This window comes from Methylobacterium sp. E-012 (genome assembly GCF_057836545.1).
Genome location: NZ_JBYQEY010000001.1, coordinates 4,340,655 through 4,363,849 on the forward strand (window position 1 = coordinate 4,340,655; position 23,195 = coordinate 4,363,849).

21 protein-coding genes are annotated in these 23,195 nt (G+C 70.6%); 11 read left to right on the forward strand and 10 right to left on the reverse strand.

What is annotated here, in order from left to right; all coding sequences use genetic code 11:
* Positions 1-1,256: 1,256 nt before the first annotated feature.
* Entirely contained in the window at positions 1,257-2,042 is a 786-nt protein-coding gene (locus AC3IF1_RS20855; protein WP_243970779.1) for an ABC transporter permease, read from the forward strand.
* A gap of 396 nt (positions 2,043-2,438) precedes the next feature.
* Positions 2,439-4,505 (forward strand): rhamnan synthesis F family protein, encoded by a 2,067-nt coding sequence (locus AC3IF1_RS20860; protein WP_489219152.1) that lies wholly within the window; start codon positions 2,439-2,441, stop codon positions 4,503-4,505.
* A gap of 288 nt (positions 4,506-4,793) precedes the next feature.
* On the opposite strand, the gene AC3IF1_RS20865 is transcribed toward AC3IF1_RS20860, so the two are convergent.
* Complete coding sequence (locus AC3IF1_RS20865) at positions 4,794-5,855, reverse strand: SDR family oxidoreductase (protein ID WP_489219154.1); 1,062 nt, start codon at positions 5,853-5,855, stop codon at positions 4,794-4,796.
* Positions 5,856-6,096: 241 nt separating this feature from the next.
* A complete protein-coding gene (aptA, locus tag AC3IF1_RS20870; protein ID WP_489219155.1) occupies positions 6,097-7,431 on the reverse strand; it encodes an omega-aminotransferase AptA in 1,335 nt (444 codons plus the stop codon).
* A gap of 167 nt (positions 7,432-7,598) precedes the next feature.
* Here aptA and AC3IF1_RS20875 point away from each other — a divergent pair, with 167 nt between their 5' ends.
* From AC3IF1_RS20875 to AC3IF1_RS20885, 3 genes are all read left to right on the forward strand, one after another.
* The gene (locus AC3IF1_RS20875) at positions 7,599-8,159 is read left to right on the forward strand and encodes a cupin domain-containing protein (protein WP_243970771.1); all 561 of its coding nucleotides are present in this window, start codon (positions 7,599-7,601) and stop codon (positions 8,157-8,159) included.
* A 316-nt stretch (positions 8,160-8,475) separates the two neighbouring features.
* Positions 8,476-9,795: an MFS transporter gene (locus AC3IF1_RS20880; protein ID WP_489219157.1), complete on the forward strand. Its 1,320-nt coding sequence runs from the start codon at positions 8,476-8,478 to the stop codon at positions 9,793-9,795.
* A 69-nt stretch (positions 9,796-9,864) separates the two neighbouring features.
* Complete coding sequence (locus AC3IF1_RS20885) at positions 9,865-10,065, forward strand: hypothetical protein (protein ID WP_489219158.1); 201 nt, start codon at positions 9,865-9,867, stop codon at positions 10,063-10,065.
* 7 nt (positions 10,066-10,072) lie between these two features.
* Here AC3IF1_RS20885 and AC3IF1_RS20890 read toward each other — a convergent pair whose 3' ends face one another.
* The 3 genes from AC3IF1_RS20890 to AC3IF1_RS20900 all read right to left on the reverse strand — a co-directional run bounded on the left by AC3IF1_RS20890 (position 10,073) and on the right by AC3IF1_RS20900 (position 12,868).
* Positions 10,073-10,942: an amidohydrolase family protein gene (locus AC3IF1_RS20890; RefSeq protein ID WP_489219159.1), complete on the reverse strand. Its 870-nt coding sequence runs from the start codon at positions 10,940-10,942 to the stop codon at positions 10,073-10,075.
* 2 nt (positions 10,943-10,944) lie between these two features.
* Positions 10,945-12,249, reverse strand: a complete 1,305-nt coding sequence (locus tag AC3IF1_RS20895; protein WP_409564848.1) for an MFS transporter — start codon at positions 12,247-12,249, stop codon at positions 10,945-10,947.
* A 130-nt stretch (positions 12,250-12,379) separates the two neighbouring features.
* A complete protein-coding gene (locus tag AC3IF1_RS20900) occupies positions 12,380-12,868 on the reverse strand; it encodes a hypothetical protein (protein ID WP_489220431.1) in 489 nt (162 codons plus the stop codon).
* A gap of 201 nt (positions 12,869-13,069) precedes the next feature.
* Between AC3IF1_RS20900 and AC3IF1_RS20905 the strand changes: the two genes are divergently transcribed.
* The gene (locus tag AC3IF1_RS20905) at positions 13,070-13,807 is read left to right on the forward strand and encodes a phosphodiester glycosidase family protein (RefSeq protein WP_489220432.1); all 738 of its coding nucleotides are present in this window, start codon (positions 13,070-13,072) and stop codon (positions 13,805-13,807) included.
* 9 nt (positions 13,808-13,816) lie between these two features.
* Here AC3IF1_RS20905 and AC3IF1_RS20910 read toward each other — a convergent pair whose 3' ends face one another.
* A complete protein-coding gene (locus tag AC3IF1_RS20910; protein WP_489219161.1) occupies positions 13,817-14,947 on the reverse strand; it encodes an NADH:flavin oxidoreductase/NADH oxidase in 1,131 nt (376 codons plus the stop codon).
* A gap of 219 nt (positions 14,948-15,166) precedes the next feature.
* On the opposite strand from AC3IF1_RS20910, the gene AC3IF1_RS20915 reads away from it, so the two are divergent.
* A complete protein-coding gene (locus AC3IF1_RS20915; protein ID WP_489219162.1) occupies positions 15,167-15,643 on the forward strand; it encodes a phospholipase A2 family protein in 477 nt (158 codons plus the stop codon).
* A gap of 33 nt (positions 15,644-15,676) precedes the next feature.
* Here the strand turns inward: AC3IF1_RS20915 and AC3IF1_RS20920 are convergent, their stop codons facing one another.
* From AC3IF1_RS20920 to AC3IF1_RS20935, 4 genes are all read right to left on the reverse strand, one after another.
* Positions 15,677-16,942, reverse strand: coding sequence for an extracellular catalytic domain type 1 short-chain-length polyhydroxyalkanoate depolymerase (locus tag AC3IF1_RS20920; protein ID WP_243970758.1), 1,266 nt, complete (start codon positions 16,940-16,942; stop codon positions 15,677-15,679).
* A gap of 77 nt (positions 16,943-17,019) precedes the next feature.
* Entirely contained in the window at positions 17,020-17,439 is a 420-nt protein-coding gene (locus AC3IF1_RS20925) for a CopG family transcriptional regulator (RefSeq protein WP_243970757.1), read from the reverse strand.
* 97 nt (positions 17,440-17,536) lie between these two features.
* Positions 17,537-19,462, reverse strand: coding sequence for an AMP-binding protein (locus AC3IF1_RS20930; protein ID WP_489219163.1), 1,926 nt, complete (start codon positions 19,460-19,462; stop codon positions 17,537-17,539).
* A gap of 237 nt (positions 19,463-19,699) precedes the next feature.
* Positions 19,700-19,882 carry a YdcH family protein gene (locus tag AC3IF1_RS20935; RefSeq protein ID WP_243970753.1) on the reverse strand — a complete coding sequence of 61 codons (183 nt, stop codon included), beginning with the start codon at positions 19,880-19,882 and terminating at the stop codon, positions 19,700-19,702.
* Between the two features lie 173 nt (positions 19,883-20,055).
* Between AC3IF1_RS20935 and AC3IF1_RS20940 the strand changes: the two genes are divergently transcribed.
* From AC3IF1_RS20940 to AC3IF1_RS20955, 4 genes are all read left to right on the forward strand, one after another.
* Complete coding sequence (locus tag AC3IF1_RS20940; protein ID WP_243970751.1) at positions 20,056-20,274, forward strand: YdcH family protein; 219 nt, start codon at positions 20,056-20,058, stop codon at positions 20,272-20,274.
* A 78-nt stretch (positions 20,275-20,352) separates the two neighbouring features.
* A complete protein-coding gene (gene purE / locus AC3IF1_RS20945) occupies positions 20,353-20,850 on the forward strand; it encodes a 5-(carboxyamino)imidazole ribonucleotide mutase (RefSeq protein WP_243970749.1) in 498 nt (165 codons plus the stop codon).
* A complete protein-coding gene (locus AC3IF1_RS20950) occupies positions 20,847-21,959 on the forward strand; it encodes a 5-(carboxyamino)imidazole ribonucleotide synthase (protein ID WP_489219164.1) in 1,113 nt (370 codons plus the stop codon). The genes purE and AC3IF1_RS20950 overlap by 4 nt, the downstream gene beginning before the upstream one ends.
* Before the next feature lie 332 nt (positions 21,960-22,291).
* Positions 22,292-23,164: a tetratricopeptide repeat protein gene (locus AC3IF1_RS20955; protein WP_243970745.1), complete on the forward strand. Its 873-nt coding sequence runs from the start codon at positions 22,292-22,294 to the stop codon at positions 23,162-23,164.
* Positions 23,165-23,195: the final 31 nt, after the last annotated feature.

Below are 23,195 nucleotides of genomic sequence, written 5' to 3' on the forward strand. Positions count from 1 at the left end.
GAAGACGCGGATCTGGTGCTCGGTTTGCGGGTCGCCGGGGCGGCCGTCTTCGAGGCTGTCTGTGATAATGGCGCGCCGGTCGGCCCCGGCGGATTCAAGCTCGGTCGGCGCGGCGGTCGGGCTGCGAGACCTGTCCTCGCCTCACGCAGCCGAGGGCGGCGGGGACAGCGAAGCGCACCGCAGACGACAGTCCGGCCTGCTCGGGCGACGGCGACACCCGGGTCGCCATCCGAGCGTGCTGGAAATAATCGGCTTCGAAGGTCGGCCGGCCATGCGCGATCGGGCTGGGCCACGAGTCGCCGGTACAGATCGACAGACGGCATAACGACTTAGCCACCTGCTTACAGGCCGTTACGGCGCGATCGGAACGGAGGGGCCATGTTTGCCTGGCGCGCGATGCCCGAGCGGCGCGCGTTCGCCCCGCGGATCTCCGGGCTTGCCGCTCTTGGGGGCGGCCCTGGCCGAAGTTGCCGGCTTTGATCTGCTACCGATTATCTGCGATGTTTCGTAACTTGGCGGTTTTCTCGGTGCTATTTTTCGCATGCGAGTGGAGCTTGGCATGGATGAGGGACCGACAATCGGTCTTCTTCCAGATTATAAAGTGGCTCCGAAACTCGCTGCGACTGAGCTAATACTGGGAATATTGATCGCAAAGTTCGATAAATGCGATCGTAATCTGAAGTAAGAATTTTGGAATGATTTCGGGTAAATCGCCGCACGGATGCGCGTGGAAGCAGTCACTCTGATCCGCGACTGGGACGAAGTGCAGTCCGTGGCGGCCAAGGTACAACGTCCCTACAGTGGATGATCGCTGCCCTGCGATGAGGCTCGATCAGCGACATATGTCATCTGTATTGTTCCCCCAAGCAAGGGGCGAGGCTCGCGGCTGCCAAACGGCGGCCCACACGATTGCTGTTCAAATGTGATTGTTTGCCGGGGATTTCGGTCCGTACGATCGTCAAATACCCGTGGCGTACCCTGTATGCGCATTCATGGGGGGACTCGATCGGAGATTGCCAGGCGCGGTGCTGCTTGATCTTCAAGGGTCGTGTCCGAGGGCGGCTCGCCTCGGCCAAGGGTCGGAAGGCGCCATTCCGCCGTACGATCCGCCAAGCTCGCGCGCCGGTTTTGAGGAGACTGATCCGGCCCACAAAGGGCGGGAAGGCCCGCTGCAGCCGACTTTACCGTTCGGGAGAGGTCGTATTTTGGCCGAAGTTCGGCGCGATGGCCATTGTGTGGAAGGTGGGTCCTGATCGATGTCCAGCACCGAGCGCCTGCCGCGCAGCGCAGTAGAGTCGTATTTGCATGTGCTGTACGCGCTGATGCTGCGCGATATGCGGACGCGCTTCGGTGGATCACTGTGGGGATACGGCGTGGTCGTGCTGTGGCCATGCGTCCACGTGTTCATGCTGATTCTGATCTACAGCTTTCAGCATCTCCCCGTCCCGGTCGACGGCAGCTTCGCGGTGTTTTTCGCCAGCGGCGCCGTGCCGGTCTTGATATTCCAGTACATATCTAGAGAGGTGATGAAGGCGGTCATTATGAACAGGCCGCTGACCTACTATCCACAAGTCAAGTTGTTCGACATTGTCTTTGCTCGGGTGCTGGTGGAAATCGTGACCGGCTTCCTCGGGCTGGTCGTCGTATCCCTCATCCTGGTGGCGATCGGCGATAATCCGCTTCCCATCGATCCATTCACAGCCGTGGGCGGGTATAGCGCGGCCATCCTGCTCGGCATCGGCATCGGAACGATCAACGTCGCGATTGTCGGCTTCTTCCCCGGATGGATCATCGGCTACGCGTTGTTCAGCATCATCATGTACGTGTCCAGCGGCGTGATGTTCATGGCCTGTTTCATGCCGGATCGGGTCTACTATTGGATGAAATTCAATCCCGCCGTTCAGGTCGTGGAATGGGTCAGATCGGCTTACTATCCCGCGTTTAATCTGCAGGTCGATTATCTCTACGTGTATATGTTCTCGCTCACATGCATGACGGTGGGATTACTGCTGCTCAAACACGTCGTGGCGAAGCAGAGCTGACGCGAAATCATTCTTTGCTATGCCGTGAGTCGCCCGTAGGGCCCGATGAGCCCGCGTTTGGTTGCGGCTCTCGCGCTGAAAGGACACCGCGAGCCACGGCGCTGCCGGGATGGTGTGGCTGTCCGCATCCCGGAGGATCAACGCGGGGGATTGATCCGAGCCGGAATGGCCGACCGTGTCTCGACGGTGCGGCGGTGTCGATTTACCGACGAACCCGGCGTAGGGTCATGGCTACCCGGCGTAGGGTCATGGCTAAGGAACCGGTCTGCGGCCGAGCCCGCGCCGCGCCCCGTCTCCTCCGCCATACCGGCGCCGACCCATGCCGGCGCGGGGCTGGAGCGAGACGATCCGGCCCGGCCGGACACCGATCCGTAGCCAGGCACAGGAACCAGATCGTTGACCGAGGATGCCCGCGCCGCTGACTCACGCTCAGGTCCCGCCGCGGATCTGCACGGTGCGTTCGATCGGGACTGGTACACCCTGCGTTACCCGGACGTCGCGTCGGCGCAGGTCGATCCCGGCGCGCACTACGCCACCCACGGACAGGCGGAGGGGCGGTATCCCAATCCCGAGGCTGAGATGAGGGCTCTCGGAGAGAGCGTCGACCGCGCCTGGTACCGCGCCCGCTATCCGGACGTGGCCGCCACGGGCGCCGATCCGGTCCGGCACTACCTCCTCTACGGTCGGGCCGAGGGCCGCTTTCCCAACGCCGATCGCGAGCCGCGGGAGGTTTGGAACACCCGCTTCGATCCGAGCTGGTACCGGGCGCGGAACGCGGATCTCGGTCCCTACCGGGACGACCCCCTGGAGCATTTCCGACGGATCGGCCTCCTGGAGGGCCGGGCGGCCAATGCGGCCGAAGAGGATCGGGCGGTATGGCACGGCATCTTCGATCCGGACTGGTACCGCGCCCGCAATCCCGATGTCGCCCGGCGCGGGCTCGACCCCCTGGAGCACTTCCTCACGGAAGGCCTTGTCGACCGCCGCCGCCCCAACCCGCACGCGGTCCTCGAGTCGGAGCCGGTCACGGCGGCGCGGCTCGATCGTCTGAGGGGCGGCGCATTCGCCGCCGAGGTCGCCCTGTTCGTGACGCACACGAGCGACGGCGCGATCAAGCCGCATGTCGTCCACCATGTCACGGGTCTGCAGCGATGCGGGATCGCCTGTGCCCTGATCGTGGTCTGCGATGACGGTGACGCGCCGGTCACGGGCCCGGCCCTCGACCGGGCCGACCACGTCTTCCGGCGGGCGAATGCAGGTTTCGATTTCGCCGCCTGGGCCCACGTGCTGCGCCGGCATCCCGAACTCTTCGGCGCGGAGATCCTGTACCTCATCAACGACAGCGTCTTCGGCCCCACGAGCCCGGAGGCGCTGGAGCGGGTGGTCGCCCGGATCCGGACGAGCGCGGCCGACCTCGTCGGCCTGACCGACAACGCCGACCGCGGCTGGCACGTCCAGAGCTACTTCCTCGCCCTGAAACAGCGCTTCCTCGGATCCGCGGCGGGGCGGGCGTTCTTCGACGGCGTGGTGGCGTACACCCACAAGAACGACGTCGTGAACGAGTACGAAACCCAATTGGCACGCCATGCGACGGCGCGCGGGTTTCGCGCGGAGGTCCTGTTCCCGACGCCCGACTGGCTCGACGCGACGCTGCACAACTGGCGCAGGCTCCTGCGGGCCGGTTTCCCCTATCTCAAGGTCGGGACGGCGCGGGCCCTCGTCCCGGACGTCGAGACCACGGATTGGCGCGCCGAGATGGCCGGGCGCGGCTACGACACAACCCCGGCGGACGCGACGCTGGCGCAACTCGCCCGGGCGGGGGCCGGGGACGACGCGGAGCGCCGCATCCGCGCCGAGATGCACGCATTCCTGGCGGCTGGGGCGACGATCGACCTGACGCTGGGCGCGGCCCCGCTCGTCTCGGTTCTCGCCGTCCTCGACGGCCGCCCGGCGCGGTTCCTGCACCTGATCCGCGTCCTCTCGGAACGCCGCCGCGCGCCGGGCGAGGTCGTGATCGTCGACAATGCCGCGATCGACGACACGCATCACGTCCTCGGGCGGCTCGCGGGCGCGACCATCCTGACGCACGTGGCACCCCTGCCCCCGCTGCGCGCGGCTCGCCGGGCCCTCGCCCAGGCCCGGGGGGGCATCGTGGTCCTCTGGCGCCCGGAGGCGGGGCGAGCCTGCGGGCCGGAGGCGCCGGCCGGCGCCGGGGCGGCGGACGGGCAGCCCCTGCGCGACCGTCTGGAACAGGTCTGGCCGGCCGGGGACGGGCTGCGCATCATGGAACTGCAGGTGGCCGCAGACGCGTCCTGGTGCGCCCTCGGCCTCGAGCATCACGGCGACCACCTCGGGGTGGCCTACGCCATGTGGCGTCACGATGCGCCGCGGGCCCTGGCGCAGCTCATCGACCTTCTGGAGCCGTCGCCGGAGGGGGACGTTTCGGATCCGAACGTGCTCTGACGGAAAAGCCCTCTGGGCGATGCCGGGCCCTTGGGGGAGGAAGGACGCGCTGACGCCGGAGCCGTAGACCGCCAGCGTTTCAGTCGACCGGGCTTCGCGCCAGGTCGCTCTGAGACCGAATACGATCGGAAGCACCGACACCGCCGCGAACAGGAGGCGCGCGGGACCGGGCGAGCGGTTCCGCGCGGCCGCCATCGTGACGGCGGCGTATGCCTCAAAGGACGACGGCGAGGCCCCCGGCGGCATAGGCGCGGAAACTTCCCCCGCGGCCGCCGGGTTGGATGAGGCTTACGGAATCAGCTTGTCCGCCCGAAGCTGCCCGAACAGATCGTAGAACGCGTCGTCGGTCGGCTGATACGCCGTGAAGCCGAGGCGGCGGCTCTTGCTCATGTCGGTGACGACCTCGATCGGCCGGCCGAGATCGGCATCCGTGTGCCAGGGGGAGGCGAGTTTTTCGAGGTTCGGCTCGGCGAGGCCGTGGTGCTGGGCGATCTCGGCCCAGGCCGGCCCGTCCTGCGCCATCCGGGGTTCGAGGGGGCGGTGCGTGCCGTCGAACGGCACCGCCTCGATCCCGAACCACGCGGCGATCCGGCCCCACATCCAGCTCCACCGGAAGACATCGCCGTCGACCACGTTGAAGGCCTCGTTGGCGGCCCGCGGTTCGGTGGAGGCCCAGAGCAGGTGGCGGGCGAGCTGCCGCGCGTCGGTCATGTCGGTCAGCCCGTTCCACTGCGCGGCCGAGCCCGGGAAGACGAAGGGTCGCCCCAGCTCCCGGCACAGGGTGGCGTAGCAGGCGAGCGTCGTGCCCATGTTCATGGCGTTGCCCACCGCCTTGCCGATGATCGTGTGCGGGCGGTGCACGCTCCAGGTGAAGCCGTCGCGCGCGGCGGCGGCAAACACCGCATCTTCTTGAGCGTAGTAGAAATTCTCGATGTCGAGCCGGCCCTGGTCCTCGCGGAACGGCGTCTGCGGCAGGCTGCCTTTGCCGTAGGCCTCGAACGGCCCGAGATAATGCTTGAGCCCGGTCACCAGGGCCACGTGGCGGACGCTCTTCTTCGGGCGGAGCGCGTCGAGCAGGTTCTCGACCATGGCGCGGTTGACGCGGATCATCTCCGCCTCGGTGGGGCGCCGCTGCCAGGTGGCGAGGAACACGTGGGTCGGTGCGACTTCGGCGAGCGCCCGCTCCAGGGAGGCCGGATCCTGCAGGTCGCCCGCCACCGGCTCGACGCCCGCCTGGTCCACCGGATGACGGGCAAGGCCGGCCACCCGCCAGCCCTCCTCGGTGAGCAGCGCTGCGGTGGCGCTGCCGACGATTCCGCTGGCGCCGACGATCAGGGCGGTGTTCGACATGCAAAGCCTCGTGCCCGGTCCAAATCCGGGTCCGGGGCAGATGGGCACGGGCGGTGTCGCGACAACCCCGCCGTGCAGGGCGGACACCCATGCGGTGGGATCGCGTCCTGGTCTCGAAAGGTCGAGACCTTTCGCGGGTCCAGGGCAGAGCCCTGGTGTCGGGCTGCGCCCGAGACGGTCAGGGCTTTGCCCTCACAACCCACCAAAGGGCACGCCCTTTGGAAACCCGGACGGAGACCGCTCAGGCGGCCCGGTCGATCGCCGCGCCCAGCACGTCCACGATCTCGCCGATCTGGTCCCTCTCGATGATCAGCGGCGGCGACAGCGCGACGATGTCGCCGGTGACCCGGGTGAGCAGGCCGCGCTCGAAGCAGTCCACGAACACGTCGTAGGCGCGCTTGCCCGGTGCGTCGGGGCGCGGCGCCAGCTCGATGCCGGCGATCAGCCCGATGGTGCGGATGTCGATCACCCCCTTGCGTCCGCGCAGGTCGTGCATCGCCGAGGCCCAGTCGTCGGCGATGTCGGCGACGCGGGTCAGCAGCCCCTCGTCCCGGTAGATGTCGAGGGTCGCGATGCCGGCCGCGCAGGCGATCGGGTGGCCGGAATAGGTGTAGCCGTGGAACAGCTCGATCCCGTCCGGGCCGTTCATCAGCCCGTCGTGCACCGCCCGGCTCGCGAAGACCGCGCCCATCGGCACCGTGCCGTTGGTCAGGCCCTTGGCGCTGGTCACGAGGTCCGGGACGACCCCGAAGTAATCCGTGGCGAAGGGCGCGCCGAGGCGGCCGAAGCCGGAGATCACCTCGTCGAAGATCAGGAGGATGCCGTGCTGGGTGCAGAGCGCGCGCAGGCGTTCCAGATAGCCCTTCGGCGGGACCAGCACGCCCGTGGAGCCGGCCACCGGCTCGACGATGCAGGCCGCGATGGTCTCCGCCCCGTGGAGCGCCACCAGCCGCTCCAGATCCTCGGCGAGTTCCGCCCCGTGCTCGGGCTGGCCCTTCACGAAGGCGTTGCGGGCCGGGTCGTGGGTGTGGCGCAGGTGGTCGGTGCCGTTGAGCTGCGGGAAGACCCGCCGGTTCGACACGATGCCGCCGACCGACAGCCCGCCGAAGCCGACGCCGTGATAGCCGCGCTCGCGGCCGATCAGCCGGGTGCGGGTCCCCTGCCCGATCGCCCGCTGGTAGGCCAGCGCGATCTTGAGGGCCGTGTCGACCGATTCCGAGCCGGAATTGGTGAAGAACACCCGGTCGAGGCGCTTGTCGGGGCCGCCGGGGGCGATCTCGGCCAGCCGCTCGGCGAATTCGAAGGCGATGGGGTGGCCCATCTGGAAGGTCGGGGCGAAGTCGAGGGTGGAGAGCTGATGCTCCACGGCCGCCGCGATCCCCCGGCGCCCGTGGCCGGCATTCACGCACCAGAGGCCCGCGGTTCCGTCCAGGATCGTGCGGCCGTCGTCGGCGGTGTAGTGCATGCCTTCGGCGGAGACGAGCAGGCGCGGCGCCGCCTTGAACTGGCGGTTGGCGGTGAACGGCATCCAGAAGGCGTCCATCGCGGGCGTGTTGCGGAGCGGATGATCGGTCATGGGGCGGCTCTCCGGGGCGAACGGCGCGGATCGGGCGACCGGGCCAGGGGACACCTTCGCCGATCCGGCAACAAGTCCTTTTCTGGCCGCCGGCAACCCCTTGCAGGAACGGGGCCGAGGACGGCACTGTTGCGGGATTTGCAACACCTGAAACGGGGCCACGCCGGATGAGCATCGATGTCGGCGCCCGGCTGCGCTTCGTGCGCGCCCGCCACGGCCTGTCGCAGCGGACGCTCGCCAAGCGGGCCGGGGTGACGAATTCCGCGATCTCGCTGATCGAGGCCAACCGGGTGAACCCCTCGGTGGGCGCCCTGAAGCGGATCCTCGACGGGGTGCCGATCGGCATGGCCGCGTTCTTCGCCCTGGAGCCGGAGCCCGAGCGCAAGGTGTTCTTCGCGGCCGAGGAACTCACCGAGATCGGCCGGCGCGCCGCCAAGGGGGCGATCTCGTACGCCCAGGTCGGCGACAGCCTGTTCGGGCGCAAGCTCCAGATCCTGAAGGAGCGCTACGAGCCCGGCGCCGATACCGGCCGGGTGCCCCTGTCCCACGAGGGCGAGGAGGGCGGCATCGTCCTCTCCGGCCGCCTGGAGGTGACGGTGGACGCGGAGCGCCGGATCCTCGGCCCCGGCGACGCCTACAGCTTCGACAGCCGCCGCCCGCACCGCTTCCGCTGCGTCGGGCCCAACCCCTGCGAGGTGGTGAGCGCCTGCACGCCACCGAGTTTTTGAAAAATGGCGGGCGCCAGGACTCCCATCCAATCCCCTCATCCTGAGGTGCCGGCGCGCAGCGGAGGCCTCGAAGGAGCCCTCCAGCCAGCCGCGCGATCCCTGGAGCCCTCCTTCGAGGCCCGCTGACGCGGGCACCTCAGGATGAGGGGATTGGATGGAGGTGCCGGCTCGTCGTGGAGATGCAACCTTGGAAGACCGCGACAGGCGACTCCACGTCCGGTTGAAACACGCGCCCTTTCGCGTGCAGGCGTTGCGGTGGGCTGCCCGGCTGGGCATGAGGACTTACGCTTGAATTCAGAATGCCACGCGAGGATCGATGGCCGTCACCACCGCAGCACCGGTCGCGGAACCCGGGACGAACCAATCCGCCCGGGCGGCGCTCGCGGCCTTCGTGGGCACCACGATCGAGTGGTACGACTTCTTCATCTACGGCACCGCGGCGGCCCTGGTGTTCGGGCCGCTCTTCTTCACGGCGGAATCGCCCTACATCGCGACGCTCTCGGCCTTCGGCACCTTCGCGGTGGGCTTCCTGGCCCGGCCGCTCGGCGGCCTGATCTTCGGCACGCTCGGCGATCGGTTCGGGCGCAAGCGCGCCCTCGTGGCGACCCTGGTGATGATGGGGATCGCCACCTCGGGGATCGGGCTGCTGCCGACCTACGCCGCCGTCGGCCTGTGGGCACCGGTGCTGCTGGTCGTCCTGCGGCTGATCCAGGGGCTGGCGGTCGGCGGCGAGTGGGGCGGGGCGGTGCTGATGGCCGCCGAGCACGCGCCGGCCGGGCGCAACACCTTCTATGCCTCCTTCGCGCAGCTCGGCAGCCCCGCCGGGCAGATCCTGTCGCTCCTGGCCTTCCGCCTCGCCGGCCTCCTCGACAAGGAGAGCTTTCTGGCGTGGGGCTGGCGGGTGCCGTTCCTCATCAGCATCCTCCTGCTCGCGGTGGGGCTCGCGATCCGCCTCGGCGTCGCGGAATCGCCGGCCTTCGAGAAGGCCCGGGCCGCGGGCGGCCCGCCGCCGGCCCCCGTGCGCGAGGTGCTGACCACCTGCCTCAAGCCGGTGCTGCTCGCGGCGGGCGCCAACACCTTCGCGATCGCCTCCGTCTACCTGTTCAACACCTTCATGATCGCCTTCACCACGCAGTATCTCGGCATCGCCCGGGGGACGATCCTCGACGCCCTGCTGATCGCCGCCGTCGTGCAACTGATCATGACCCCGGTCGGCGCCCGGATCGCGGAGGCGATCCGCAACGAGCGCCTGTTCCTGCAGGGGACACTGATCTGGGCGATGCTGGCGCCCTATCCCCTGTTCTGGCTGGTCGAGACCAAGTCGGTGCCGCTGATCGTCCTCGGCCTCGCCCTCAACGTGATCGGCAGCGCGACCTTCTACGCGGTGATCGCCGGCTACCTCGCGGGGGCCTTCCCGACCCGGATCCGCTACACGGCGATCTCCATCGCCTACCAGTTCTGCGGGGCGCTGGCCGGCGGCCTGACGCCGATCGTCGGCACCGTCCTGGCCGAGCGCTTCCAGGGCCATTGGTGGCCGATCGCGGCGTTCGGCACGGTGCTGGCCGGCGTGTCCTTCGTCTGCGTGACGCTGATCGGCGGCTACCGGGCCCGGCAGCGGGGCTTCCTCGACGGATGAGCGCCGATCGCTCAAAGGCCCCGGATCCGGCTAACGCCGGATTCAGCTCCGCGATGTAGGATCGGCGTCATGGATCCCGTTTCCGCCACCGCCGCCGTCCAGATGCTGGCGTCGTCCCAGAACCAGCAGATCGGCATCGCCGTCGCCCGGCAGCAGGTAGCATCGGACAAGGCGGTCGCGGGGCTCGTGGCGGACAGCGCCCAGGGCGCGGACAGCGCCGGCCCGCCGGCGCCCGCCGGACAGGGCCAGAGCGTCGACCTGCGGGTCTGAGCGCGCCCTACCCGAAGCCGTAGAGCCGCCGCGGATTGTCAACGAAGACCATCCGGCGGCGCTCGTCGTCCGGCACCCAATCGGCCATCAGGTCGAGGAGCGCCGCGGTCCGGGGCGGCCCGTCCCAGGCGGCCACGTGCGGCCAATCCGAGCCCCAGAGGCAGCGCTCGGGGGCCGCTTCGTTGAGGGCGCGGGCGAAGGGGATCGTGTCGGCGTAGGGCGGCCCGGTCACGGAATCCCGGAAGGCGCCCGACAGCTTCACCCACTGGCCGTCGGCGACGAGACCGAGCAGCGCCTGGAAGCCCGGATGGTCCAATCCGGCCGAGGCCGGCATGTGGCCCATATGGTCGAAGACCAGCGGCACGGCCAAGCGCGACAGGCGGCCGGCGATCGGCGGCAGGTGCCGTGCGTCGAGCAGGAACTGGAGGTGCCAGCCCATCTCCCGGGCCAGCGCCCCGTAGGCGTCCACCGCGTCGAGCCCGACCCCGCCGCCGAACAGCACGTTGAGGCGCAGGCCGACCACCCCGGCCTCCTTCAGGGCGGCGAGTTCCGTATCGGGCAGGCCGAGCGGGATCACCGCGATGCCGCGCAGGCGCGCCCGATTGGCGCGCAGGGTCTCGACCATCAGCCGGTTGTCGGTGCCGTGGACGCTGACCTGGACGAGCACGCCGTTTTCCATGCCGGTCCCGTCGAGCATCGCGAGATACCGGTCCGCGGGGGCCGCCGGGGGCGTGTAGCTGCGGTCCGGCGCCAGCGGGTAGGCCGGCGGCAGGCCGATCACGTGGGCGTGGGTGTCGACCGCGCCGGGTGGCACGGCGTAGCGGGTCGGGCCGCGGGGATGCGGGTCCGGGGCGGGGCAGTCTCGGATCTCGGGCATGGTCAGGAATCCGCGTGCAGGACCTTGCCGCGGGTCTCGGGCAGGGCGAAGGCCGCCAGGAAGAACACCCCGTAGGCGATGGCCGCGAAGATCGCGATGGCCGAGGCGAGGCCGGCGCGCTCCGACAGGTAGCCGACTAGCGCCGGGAACAGGGCGCCGACGCCCCGGCCGAAATTGTAGCAGAACCCCTGCCCCGAGCCGCGCAGGCGGGTCGGGTAGAGTTCGGTCAGGAAAGCGCCCATCCCGGAGAAATAGCCCGAGGCGAAGAACCCCAGCGGGAAGCCCAGCACCCAGAGCATGCCGTTGGAGAGCGGGATCTGCGTATAGGCGACGACCACCGCGATGGCGCCGACGGAGAAGATCAGGAACAGCGGCCGTCGCCCCAGGCGGTCGGCGAGCCACGCGCCGACGAGGTAGCCGGTGAACGAGCCGACGATCAGCGCCGAGAGGTAGCCGGTGGAGGAGACGATCGAGAGGTGGCGCTCGGTGGTGAGGAAGCGCGGCACCCAGGTGGTGATCGCGTAGTAGCCGCCCTGGCAGCCCGCCGCCGCGAGCGAGGCGAGCAGGGTGGTCTTGAGGATCGGCCCCGAAAAAATCTCCCAGATCTGCGGTCGGTCGCCGGAGGCGGCCGCCCGGGCGCGGGTCTCGGCGGCGACCTGCGGCTCCTCGACGTAGCGGCGCAGGTAGAACACCAGAAGCGCCGGCAGCGCGCCGACCCCGAACATCCAGCGCCACGCGGTCTCGGGCGGCAGCAGCGAGAACAGCACAGCCTGCGACAGGACCGCGAGGCCCCAGCCGATCGCCCAGCCGGACTGGACGGAGCCGACGGCGCGGCCGCGATACTCGGCCCGGATCGTCTCACCGATCAGGACGGCCCCGGCCGCCCACTCGCCGCCGAAGCCCAGCCCCAGGATCGCCCGGGCGATGAGCAACTGGTCGAAATTCTGCACGAAGGCGCAGAGCAGGGAGAAGACCGAGAACCACAGGATCGTGATCTGCAGGGTCAGCACCCGGCCGATCCGGTCGGCCACGAAGCCCGCGAGCCAGCCCCCCAGCGCCGATGCCAGCAGCGTCACCGTGGCGGCGAGCCCGGCCGTACCGGAATCGACGTGCCACAGGGCCATGATCGTCCCGATCACCAGCGGGTAGATCATGAAGTCCATGCCGTCGAGGCACCACCCGGCGGCGCACGCCCAGAAGGTGTGCCGCTCCGGCGGCGTCATGGAGCGGTAGAAGGCCATGAGGCTGGCGTCGCGGATCTCGACCGCGTCCACGCCCGAATGCCCCTGCCCGGTTGCCATGCTCATCCGCCCTCTCCCGCCGCCCGATACGTGTATCGGCGTCCGGGACGGAGCTGTCCAACGCCGCGGGGGGATCAAGCAAAGAAAAGGCCGCCCGAAGGCGGCCTCTCCAGTCTTTTCGCTGTCGAAACGCGGCTCAGTAGCAGCGCTCGACCAGGACCCGGCGGTAGCCGTAGGGGGTCCAGCGCACCCGCGGGACCGTGTAGCAGCCGCCGCCGCCGCCGTAGCCGTAATCGCCGCCGTAGCCGTAGCCCACCGGGGCGTAGCCGCCGCCGTAACCGTAGCCGCCATAGCCGCCGTAGCCGTAGCCCGGGTAGCCGTAGCCGCCGTAGAGGCCGCCGGCCGCCAGTCCGAGCCCGACGCCGAGACCCAGGCCGCCGAGGCCGTAGCCATAGCCGCCGCGATAGCCGTAGCCGCGGCCGTATCCGCCGCGGAAGCCGGCACCGCGGAAGCCGCCACCGAAGCCGCCGCCCCGGAAGCCGCCGAAGCCGCCGCCGTGGAACCCGCCGCCGAAACCGCCGCCATGGAAGCCGCCGCCGCCGAAGCCGCGGGCATCCGCGCTGGCCGGCGCGAGAGCCAAGGCACCCGCTGCCAGCAGGGCCGAGCCGAGCACTGCACCCTTCATCACGTCATCTCCGTCGAAAACCGCCCTCTGGGGCAAGAAACGTGGAAGGCGTGAAACAGTTCAGGTGGCGCCCGCGACCTGCCGACGCTGGCCGGCAAGCCCCGGCACGGCTCGGGACTCGAAAATCGCCGCTTTCCGGGGTGACAGGCGCCCCCAGCGCCCTCAAGCCCCTGAAAAGCCGGCACGGACCGAGTGATGACGATGCGCCCCGCTCACGCCCTGTTGATCATGCTCCTCGCCCTGGCCGTACCCGGCCGGGCCGTGGCGGCCCCGGAGCCCTGCCGGGCGATGGAGGCCCAGGGCGAGAGCTTCACGGTCTGCACGATCGATCTGCGGCGGCAGCGCCTGCAGCTGTTCTGGCTGCAGGCGGACGGGCGGCCCTACGGGGCCCTCGGGACGCTGGCCGCGGCGCAGGGCAAGCTCCTCAGCTTCGCGATGAATGCCGGCATGTACGACAAGGACCAGGCGCCGGTGGGCCTCTACGTCGAGGGCGGGCACGAGATGAAGCACGTCTCGACCGCCGATGGTCCGGGCAACTTCCACCTCAAGCCCAACGGCGTTTTCTGGGTGAAGGGTGAGCGGGCCGGGGTGCTCGACACCGCCCATTATCTCCGGGCGAAGATCCGGCCGGACTACGCCACGCAATCCGGCCCGATGCTGGTGATCGACGGCCAGATCCACCCGAAGATCTCCGCCGACGGGCCGAGCCAGAAGATCCGCAACGGCGTCGGCATGGCTGAGGACGGGCACGTGGCGATCTTCGCCATCTCCGAGCGGCCGGTGACCTTCGGGGCCTTCGCGCGGCTGTTCCGGGACGATCTCGGCTGCCGCAACGCCCTGTTCCTGGACGGCTCGGTGTCGAGCCTCTACGCGCCCAATCTCGGCCGCACCGACATCAGCCGGCCGCTGGGGCCACTGGTGGGGGCGGTGGCCCGCTGAGACGAACGCTCAGCGTTGCCCGAAGGCCGTATCCGTGAACAGGTCCTTGTACTCCCGCGGCTGCGAGCGCCAGTACTGCTTCGGCGCCCGCACCCGGGCGCCGAGTTCGGCGGCGGCGTGCCAGGGCCAGCGCGGGTCGTAGAGCATGGCGCGGGCCAGCGAGATCGCGTCCGCCCGGCCCTCCTGCAGGATCGCCTCCGCCTGCTGGGCCTCGGTGATGAGCCCCACCGCGATGGTGATGAGACCGGTCTCGGCCTTGATCCGCTCGGCATAGGGCACCTGGTAGCCCGGCCCGAGGGTGATCGCCTGCTTGGGCGAGACGCCGCCGGTGGAGACGTGGATCGCGGGCGAGCCGGCCCGCTTCAGGGCCTGGGCCAGCGCCACGGTCTCGTCGAGGTTCCAGCCGTCCTCCACCCAGTCCGTGGCCGAGACGCGCAGCCACACGGGGCTGCCCGCCGGGACGACGTCGCGCACGGCGGCGTAGACCTCCAGGGGGAAACGCATGCGGTTCTCGAGGCTGCCGCCGTACTGGTCGGTGCGCTTGTTGGCGAGCGGCGACAGGAATTGGTGCAGCAGGTAGCCGTGGGCCCCGTGCAGCTCCACCGCTTCGATTCCGAGGCGCACGGCGCGCTTGGCCGTGGCCGCGAACTGGTCGCGGATACGCTTGAGATCGGCGCCGTCGAGGGCGTGGGGCGGGACCTCGCCCTCCCCGTGCGCCACCGGCGAGGGCGCCTCGGTGCGCCAGCCGTAGGGGTGCTCCGGCGGGATCTGCTGCCCGCCGGCCCAGGGCGCGTCGCTCGACGCCTTGCGGCCGGCATGGGCGATTTGGATGCAGATCGGGATCGGGGCGTATTCGCGCACGGCGTCGAGCACCCGGGCGAGCGCCCGCTCGCATCCGTCCGAGTACAGGCCGAGATCCCAGGCGGTGATCCGCGCCTCGGGGGAGATCGCGGTGGCCTCCAGCGTCAGCAGGCCCGCCCCCGAGGCGGCGAGATGGCCGAGATGCATCATGTGCCAGTCGGTGGCCTCACCGTCCCGGGCCGAATACTGGCACATCGGCGCGATCAGGATGCGGTTCTCGAGCGTGAGCGCATCGAGCGTCAGCGGCTCGAACAGGCGGGCGGTCGTCGCGGCGGTCATGGTCGGCTCCGGAAGCGTGGTGTCAATCTGGCGCAGGACGGACCCGCCGGCCAGTGCGCTCCGGCAGGGCAGCCATGACGGCGCCGTCGCGCAGCCGTGGGGCGTTCAAGAGCCTGTCATCGGGACGGCGTGCCGGGAACCTGCCGGCGCGGCCACCGGTTTTTGACGTTGTCACCACGACGCGAACCGCCTGAGGGGGTGAGATCGCCCGAGGTTCCGATGATGCTCGCAAAACACGCCGCCCCGTTTCTTCTTTCCGCCGGCTGCGCCGTCCTGGCGGCGCCGTCCCAGGCCCAGCCCGCTGCCTTCGGCGGACCCAAGATCCTGATCCACGGCAATTACTGCGGTCCGGGCAACAACGCCCCGATGCCGCCGATCGACGCCCTCGACGCCGCCTGCGCCCGCCATGACGCCTGCACGCCGGAGGGTGGGATGCCCTCGCAGGCCTGCAACCTCCGCCTCAAGCGCGAGGCCGCGCTGATCGCCCGCGATCCGCGCCAGACCGACGATCTGCGCGCGATGGCCGGCTTCGTGGCGGCCACCGCGACCCTGATCCCGTCCGAGCCCGGCCCGCAACGCGCGCCGACCGCCCTCGCCGCCACGATGCGGCCCGGCGCCGACGCGCCGGTCCTGTCCCGGGGCATGCCGGAGGCCGAGCCCGGCCTCGCGCCGGACGACGATGCCGACGCCGATTGAGGGGCGTCGGCGTCCCGGCCGCGTCGCCCGGCCTCAGGTCCGGGGGCGCGGCTGGAGTGTGTGGGACAGGAAGAAGCGCACCATCGCGCCGCTCGCATCCGGGCCCCGCGGCTCCGTGTAGGAGCCGGCCGGGCTGCCCCCCGACCAGGCATGCCCGACCCCGTGCAGGACCCAGTATTCCTGGACCGGCCGTCCATCCGCATCGCTGCGGGTCGTGCAGGTATAGGCGATGCCCCCCGGGCTCGTGCCCCGGCTGACCGTCTCGGCGAGGCCCGGGGCCGCGCCGGCCTGGGCGATCACCTGATCGCCGTTGGCCGGGTGCACCGTGCGGTCGCCGTCGCCGTGGAACACGATGGTCGGCACCGCCTGACTGTTGCGCCCGGTGACCCCCGCCTTGCCCTTCATCGCCGCGAAGGCCGTCGGCATGTCCCGGGCGGCGCCGCAGGCCAGCCCGGAATGGACGCCGACGGCGGCGAACAGGTCCGGGTAGGTCGCCGCCAGGATCGCCGCCGCGGCGCCGCCGGCCGAGAGTCCCGCCGCGTAGACCTTGGTGGGATCGCCCGAGAACTCCGCCAGCACCGCCCGGGCGATGCCGGCGATGAGTTCCGGCTCGCCGCCCGCGCGGGCCTGATCGCCGGCCGCGTACCAGTTCCAGCACCGCTGCATGTTGGCGGCCTGCGACTGCTCCGGATACGCCACCAGGAACCCCTGCGCCTCGGCCAGGGCGTTCATCTGCGTGCCCGCGGCGAAATCGTCCGGATTCTGGGTGCAGCCGTGCAGCATCACCACCAGGGGTAGCGCTTGCCCGGCATGGCCGCTCGGGACGTAGACCTTGTAACGCCGGCTGCCGGCGGCCCCCGTGAAGACCCGCTCCTCGAACCGGGCGCCGGGCGGGACCGGGGCCGGCGATCCCCCGCTTCCCGCCGGGTGGCCCTCGCGCAGGCCGCGCATCATCGCCGACAGGTCGAGCCCCGCCTTGGGGCGCGCTTTAGAACCCGCTTCGGGCTCCGCCGTGCCGGTCCGGTCCGGCCGGGGCGCCGTCCAGGCGCCGCCGGGGGCGGCGGGCGCCTCCATGTCGATGATCGCGCTGTCGCCGCCCGCCGGAGCGGGGGGATCGCCCGGTTGCCCGTAGCTCTGTTTCCACCGGGCGAAGGCCGCGGCCTGCTCGCGCCGGAGCTTGGCCATCGCGTCGGTGAACCGGCCGGTCGGGTCGGCACCGGAGCCGAAGCGGCCGGGATCCAGCCCTTCGAGCTTCGACGGATCGAGTTTGGAGAAGTCGAGTTTGGGAAAACGGAACATGGGGCCGATCCTTCGGGAAGCGGTTCGGACGCGGCCGGACGGTTCATCCGTCTCTGGGACCGGTGCATCGGGGGGCGTCAGGTGATCCGGTCGGCCAGGGCGGCCTTCACGGCGGGGCTGGCCTGGAAGGCGCCGAGCACCTCCACGGCGGCGATGGCGGCGCGGGCCAGTTCGGGGGTGACGTCGCCCGCGACGGTGGCGAGGCCCAGGACCTGGATGTGCAGCGGCGTCCCGGCATCCCGGGCCGCCTCCAGATCGGCCCGGGTGTAGTGCGCCACCCCCAGGCGGAGCTGGCGACGGGCCACGGATTGGCGGACCGCCTCGTTCTGGCGGTCGAGCTGGTTGCGCACCGCGGTGCGGATGAAGTCGGCGCGGTTGGCGTAGAACCCGTCGCGGACCATCAGGTCGACGCGCCCGAGATCGACGAAGCCGAGATTGACGGTGATCTTCTCGCTGTCCGGGACCTTCGGGCGCGGCGCGTTTACCGGCTCGCTCATCGGTTTGGAGTCTCCAGGCCATCCGGTTGGATGGTCTAGAGATGGCTATGGGCGCGGTACTTACAAGGGCTGGCGGAGCGACGGCGTCCGTCGGCGGTCAGTCGGCGCCGATCCCGCGCGCCTTCAGGCTCTCGCCGATCTCGTCGAGGGCCGCGGAATCGTCGATCGTCGCCGGCATGGTCCAGGGCTCGTGATCGGCGATGCGTTTCATGGTGGCGCGCAGGATCTTGCCCGAGCGGGTTTTTGGCAGCCGCGGCACGGTCAGCGCCAGCTTGAACGCCGCCACCGGGCCGATCTCGTCGCGCACCTTGGCGACGAGTTCCCGCTCGATCGCCTCGGTCGGCCGGTCGACGCCGGCCTTGAGCACCACGAAGCCGCAGGGCACCTCGCCCTTCAGGGCGTCGCGGATGCCGATGACCGCGCATTCCGCCACGTCCCGATGGCCGGCCAGCACCGCCTCCATGCCGCCGGTGGACAGGCGGTGGCCCGCGACGTTGATGATGTCGTCGGTCCGTCCCAGCACCGTGATGTAGCCGTCCGCGTCGATCACCCCGGCATCCGAGGTGTCGTAGTAGCCCGGGAAGGTGGCGAGGTAGCTCGACCGCATCCGCGCATCCGAACCCCAGAGGGTCGGCAGGCAGCCGGGGGGCAGGGGCAGGCGGAGCGCGATCGTGCCCATCGTGCCGGCCGGGACCGGCTTGGCGCCCTCGTCGAGCACCGCGACCGTGTAGCCGGGCATCGGCACGCAGGTGCTGCCGTGCTTCACCGGCAGCAGGCCGAGCCCCAGCGGGTTGCCGGCGATGGGCCAGCCGGTCTCGGTCTGCCACCAATGGTCGATGACCGGCCGGTTCAGAACCCGCTCGGCCCAGGCGACGGAATCCGGGTCGGCCCGCTCGCCGGCCAGGAACAGGCTGCGGAAGGCCGAGAGGTCATGGTCGGCGATCCGGGCGCCCGAAGAGTCCTCCTTCTTGATCGCCCGCAGCGCCGTCGGCGCGGTGAACAGGCAGACGACCCCGTACTCGGCGACGACCCGCCAGAACGCCCCGGCATCGGGGGTGCCCACGGGCTTGCCCTCGTAGAGCACCGTCGTGCAGCCGTGGAGCAGCGGCGCGTAGACGATGTAGGAATGGCCGACGACCCAGCCGATGTCGGAGGCGCAGAAATAGGTCTCGCCGGGGGCGACGCCGTAGAGGTTCGGCATCGACCACGCGAGCGCAACGAGGTAACCGCCGGTGTCGCGGACCACGCCCTTAGGCTTCCCCGTCGTGCCCGAGGTGTAGAGGATGTAGAGCGGGTCGGTGGCGGCGACCGGCACGCAATCCGCCCGCTCCCCCGCCGCCTGGGCGGCCGCCACCGCCTCGGCCCAGTCGCGGTCCCGCCCCGGCACCAGCGTCGCGGGGCTCTGCGGGCGCTGCAGGATCAGGCAGGCATCCGGCTTGTGGCTGGAGGCGGCGATGGCCGCGTCGAGGAGCGGCTTGTAGGCGACCACCCGGTTCGGCTCGATCCCGCAGGAGGCGGCCAGGACGACCTTGGGCGCCGCGTCCTCGATCCGCACCGCCAGTTCGTTCGCCGCGAAGCCGCCGAATACCACCGAGTGGACCGCGCCGAGCCGGGCGCAGGCCAGCATGCCGAACAGCGCCTCGGGCACCATCGGCATGTAGAGGATGACCCGGTCGCCCTTGCCGACGCCGAGCCCGGCCAGCACGGCGGCCAGCGCCGCCACGGCGTCGCGCAACGCCCGGTAGGTGATGCTCCGCTTGGTGCCGGTGACGGGGGAATCGTAGCGGATCGCCACCTGGTCCGCCCGGCCGCCCTCGACGTGGCGGTCCACCGCGTTGTGGCAGGCGTTGAGCATCCCGTCCGGGAACCAGCGGCCGTAGGGGCCGGACTCCGCCGCGAAGGCTCGGCTCGGCGCCCGTGACCAGGCGAGCGCCCGGGCCGCGTCGAGCCAGAACGCCTCCGGATCGCGGCTGGCCGATTCGTAGATCCCGGGATAGCGGCCCGGCAGGCTGGCGGTCGTCATCGTCTCGGCGTTCCCCCACCGCCGCTCTCCGGCGGTCGGCGCAGAGTAGATCATTCCTGCGCAGGCGCGAGGCCGGTTCGGTCCCAACCCTGACGATCGCGCGGTGGGCCCCGGCTCTCCGTCGAGACGGGCTGCAGCGGCTCAGCGCGCGTCACAGGAAAACCGCCGCACCGGGGCTCCCGATGCGGCGGCGTCCGTGGTGTTTGAGTTTACAGTCCGGGTGGACGGATCAGCGCCTCAGTGCAGCGTGCCGCTGCCCGATTGCAGCCTGTTGATCTCGTCCTTGAGGAGGAGTTTCCGTCGCTTGAGCTCGGCAATGCGGAGGTCGTTTGCCGAAGGCCTGTGGATCGCTTCCTGAATCTCGCGCTCGAGGGCTTCGTGCTTCCGGGCGAGTTGGCTCAGATGCGTCTGCAGCGACATGAGTCGAATCTCCTGTCATCGTTTTGACATGCCGAGACTGACACAGGATGCCGCACCTGTTGAAGCGTTTTCTCTGGTCAAGCTTGGTGAATGCTTGCCGGTCCGGCTTGTCCCGCGGAAGGGCGTGACGCATGCTCTGGGGCGATGAACGGTTTACGGGTCCGCGGGTGACGATGGCGGCAGAGTCGGGTGAGAGCGCGCAGCCGGACCTCGAGGTCGAGCTGGCCCGGTTGCGCGAGGAGCACCGGGATCTCGACAGCGCCATCGAGGCGCTGGAGCACAGCGTCGCCGGGGACCAGCTCCAGATCCAGCGCCTGAAGAAGCGCAAGCTCACCCTGCGCGACCGGATCTTCCACATCGAGGACATGATCACCCCGGACATCATCGCCTGATGCCGGTGGACGCCGCCGGGCCGCGCCTTGCCGCGGGCCCGCGCCGCCTGTAAGCGCCCTCTTTTGCCGGGATCAACGATGGCGTCGCCTCCGGTCGCGATCATCATGGGCAGCCAGTCCGACTGGGCGACCATGCGGCACGCCGCCGAGACGCTCGACGCGCTGGGCGTGCCCTACGACGCGCGGATCGTGTCGGCCCACCGCACCCCCGACCGCCTCGTGGCCTTCGCCAAGGGCGCCGTGGCAGAGGGGTTCAAGGTCGTGATCGCGGGCGCGGGCGGCGCCGCGCACCTGCCCGGCATGGCGGCTTCCATGACCCGCCTGCCGGTCTTCGGCGTGCCGGTGGAGTCGAAGGCGCTGTCCGGGCAGGACAGCCTGCTCTCCATCGTCCAGATGCCGGCCGGCATCCCGGTGGGGACCCTGGCGATCGGCCGGGCCGGGTCGGTCAACGCGGCCCTGCTGGCCGTATCGGTTCTGGCGCTCGCCGACCCCGATCTGGCGGAGCGCCTCGAGGCATGGCGTGCGGCCCAGACCGCATCGGTGGCCGAGCGGCCGGAGACGGAAGCGCAATCGTGACGGACAAGACCCTCGGCCCCGGCTCCACCCTCGGCATCGTCGGCGGCGGGCAGCTCGGGCGCATGATCGCGCTCGCGGCGGCCAATTACGGGCTCAAGGTGCACGTCTACGCCCCCGACCAGGACAGCCCCGCCTTCGACGTCGCCGCCTTCACCACCTGTGCAGCTTACGACGATCCGCAGGCGCTGGCGGCCTTCGCGGCGAGCGTCGACGTCGTCACCTACGAGTTCGAGAACATCCCCCACGCCACCGCCGACATCCTGGCCCGGCACGCTGCCCTGCACCCGAACGCAAGGGCGCTCGCCACCACGCAGGACCGCCTGTCCGAGAAGGACTTCATCAACGGCCTCGGCATCCCGACGGCCCCGTTCCGGGCGGTGGACGCGCCCGACGACCTCGACCGGGCGATCGAGGCCATCGGCCTGCCGGCGGTGCTCAAGACCCGCCGCTTCGGCTACGACGGCAAGGGCCAGCGCATCCTGCGCGCGCGCTCCGAGGGCGACCGCAACGCGCTGTTCGCCGAGTTCGGCGGCGCGCCGCTGATCCTGGAGGGCTTCGTCGCGTTCGAGCGCGAGGTCTCGGTGGTCGGTGCCCGCGCGCGCGACGGCAGCTTCGCGGCCTTCGACCTGTGCGAGAACGAGCACCGCGACCACATCCTGGCGCTGACCCGGGTGCCCGCCCCCGGCCTGACGGCCGAGACCGGCCGCGCCGCCCTCGACATCGCGAAGCGCATCGCGGACGCGCTCGACTATGTCGGCGTGCTCGCCGTGGAGATGTTCCTCGTCCGGGAGGACGGGGCGGAGCGCCTCGTGGTCAACGAGATCGCCCCCCGGGTCCACAATTCCGGGCACTGGACCATCGAGGGGGCGCGGACCTCGCAATTCGCCCAGCACGTCCGGGCGGTCTGCGGCTGGCCGCTCGGCGACCCGGCCCGGGTCGGCGGGCTGCCGGTGGAGATGCGCAACCTGATCGGCGACCAGGCCGACGACTGGGCCGCGCTGCTCGCCGAGCCCGGCGCCCACCTGCACCTCTACGGCAAGGGCGAGGCCCGGCCCGGACGCAAGATGGGGCACGTCACCCGGCTGGGGTCCGATCCGGCCGGTTCCTGAGGCTTCGAGGGCACACCCGCGCCGCCGCGTGACGGGCAACGACCCCGAGGCCCCGCCGGGACGCCGCCGGGTCATACCTTCGCCACATCCCGCCGCTTCCACGATGCCGTGGCCGGTGCCCGATGCCGTCGTGCGATTCACCTGCGCCGCCCGTGTCCTCCCGGGACGGGCGACGGGTCGTGTCAGCCCGCGGCGCTTCTTAAGCCGGCCTTCACCGTGATGCGCGACGGTGCCCCGGATGGGGTGGGCCCGGCGCGCGGCGCGGGCACTTGAACGGCGAGGGGCGGGGCGGGCGCGCGGGATGCGCGCCGCGCCTCGGGGAGAGTGGGGCGATGATCGTACGCAACGGGCGGGCACGGAAGACGGTACTGATCGGTGCGGTCCTGGTTTCGGCCGCGGCTCTGGCCGGCTGCGAGACCGTCGGCAGCGCCGCCGGCCCGCGCCAATACGCGGTGCTGGAGACGGACACCACGGGCGCCACCACCGTGAACATCGCGTCGCTGACCGAGGTCGTGCAGCGCAACCCGAACGACGCCGCCGCCTACAACACCCGCGGCGCCGCCTATGCCCGGGCCGGCCAGTTCAACGACGCCATCGCCGACTTCACCAAGGCGATCCAGATCGACCCGAACTCGGCCTCCGCCTACAACAACCGGGCGCTCGCCAGCCGCCAGATCGGCCGCGATGGACCCGCGCTGCAGGATTTCAGCAAGGCGATCGGCATCGATCCGAATTACGGCCCGGCCTATATCGGCCGCGCCAATGTCGAGCGCGCCCAGGGCAATCTCGACGCCGCGCTGTCCGACCTCAACGTCGCGATCCGGCTGATGCCCGAATCGGCCGAGGCGTACCACGCCCGCGGCCTCGTGCGGCAGAAGCAGGGTCAGGAGACCCAGGCGATCGCCGATTTCGACGCCGCCATCGACCGCGACCCGTTCAAGTCCGCCCCCTACGCGGCCCGCGGCCAGAGCCTGATCGCCACCAACCAGTATCCGAAGGCGATCGAGGACTACAACGCGGCGCTCAACGTCAACAACAAGGACGCCACGTCCTGGGCCTATCGGGGCCTGGCCTACGAGAAGTCGGGCCAGCGCAAGGAGGCGATGGAGAACTACCAGCGCGCTTCGGCGATCGACCCGAACAACGCCGTGGCGCGCGCCGGCCTCGGCCGGGTGCAGGGCGGGGTCGGCTCGCTGTTCAACTGATCGCGCGACGATCCGAAAACGGAATCCCAAA

Coding starts and splice junctions, on each gene's coding strand:
- AC3IF1_RS20905 (WP_489220432.1), top strand. CDS start 13,070: ATGCGCCCCGCTCACGCCCTGTTGATCATGCTCCTCGCCCTGGCCGTA.
- AC3IF1_RS20875 (WP_243970771.1), top strand. CDS start 7,599: ATGAGCATCGATGTCGGCGCCCGGCTGCGCTTCGTGCGCGCCCGCCAC.
- AC3IF1_RS20885 (WP_489219158.1), top strand. CDS start 9,865: ATGGATCCCGTTTCCGCCACCGCCGCCGTCCAGATGCTGGCGTCGTCC.
- AC3IF1_RS20865 (WP_489219154.1), bottom strand. CDS start 5,855: ATGTCGAACACCGCCCTGATCGTCGGCGCCAGCGGAATCGTCGGCAGC.
- AC3IF1_RS20920 (WP_243970758.1), bottom strand. CDS start 16,942: ATGTTCCGTTTTCCCAAACTCGACTTCTCCAAACTCGATCCGTCGAAG.
- AC3IF1_RS20925 (WP_243970757.1), bottom strand. CDS start 17,439: ATGAGCGAGCCGGTAAACGCGCCGCGCCCGAAGGTCCCGGACAGCGAG.
- AC3IF1_RS20855 (WP_243970779.1), top strand. CDS start 1,257: ATGTCCAGCACCGAGCGCCTGCCGCGCAGCGCAGTAGAGTCGTATTTG.
- AC3IF1_RS20910 (WP_489219161.1), bottom strand. CDS start 14,947: ATGACCGCCGCGACGACCGCCCGCCTGTTCGAGCCGCTGACGCTCGAT.
- AC3IF1_RS20955 (WP_243970745.1), top strand. CDS start 22,292: ATGATCGTACGCAACGGGCGGGCACGGAAGACGGTACTGATCGGTGCG.
- purE (WP_243970749.1), top strand. CDS start 20,353: ATGGCGTCGCCTCCGGTCGCGATCATCATGGGCAGCCAGTCCGACTGG.
- AC3IF1_RS20880 (WP_489219157.1), top strand. CDS start 8,476: ATGGCCGTCACCACCGCAGCACCGGTCGCGGAACCCGGGACGAACCAA.
- AC3IF1_RS20940 (WP_243970751.1), top strand. CDS start 20,056: ATGGCGGCAGAGTCGGGTGAGAGCGCGCAGCCGGACCTCGAGGTCGAG.
- AC3IF1_RS20895 (WP_409564848.1), bottom strand. CDS start 12,249: ATGAGCATGGCAACCGGGCAGGGGCATTCGGGCGTGGACGCGGTCGAG.
- AC3IF1_RS20890 (WP_489219159.1), bottom strand. CDS start 10,942: ATGCCCGAGATCCGAGACTGCCCCGCCCCGGACCCGCATCCCCGCGGC.
- AC3IF1_RS20935 (WP_243970753.1), bottom strand. CDS start 19,882: ATGTCGCTGCAGACGCATCTGAGCCAACTCGCCCGGAAGCACGAAGCC.
- AC3IF1_RS20915 (WP_489219162.1), top strand. CDS start 15,167: ATGATGCTCGCAAAACACGCCGCCCCGTTTCTTCTTTCCGCCGGCTGC.
- aptA (WP_489219155.1), bottom strand. CDS start 7,431: ATGACCGATCATCCGCTCCGCAACACGCCCGCGATGGACGCCTTCTGG.
- AC3IF1_RS20900 (WP_489220431.1), bottom strand. CDS start 12,868: ATGAAGGGTGCAGTGCTCGGCTCGGCCCTGCTGGCAGCGGGTGCCTTG.
- AC3IF1_RS20930 (WP_489219163.1), bottom strand. CDS start 19,462: ATGACGACCGCCAGCCTGCCGGGCCGCTATCCCGGGATCTACGAATCG.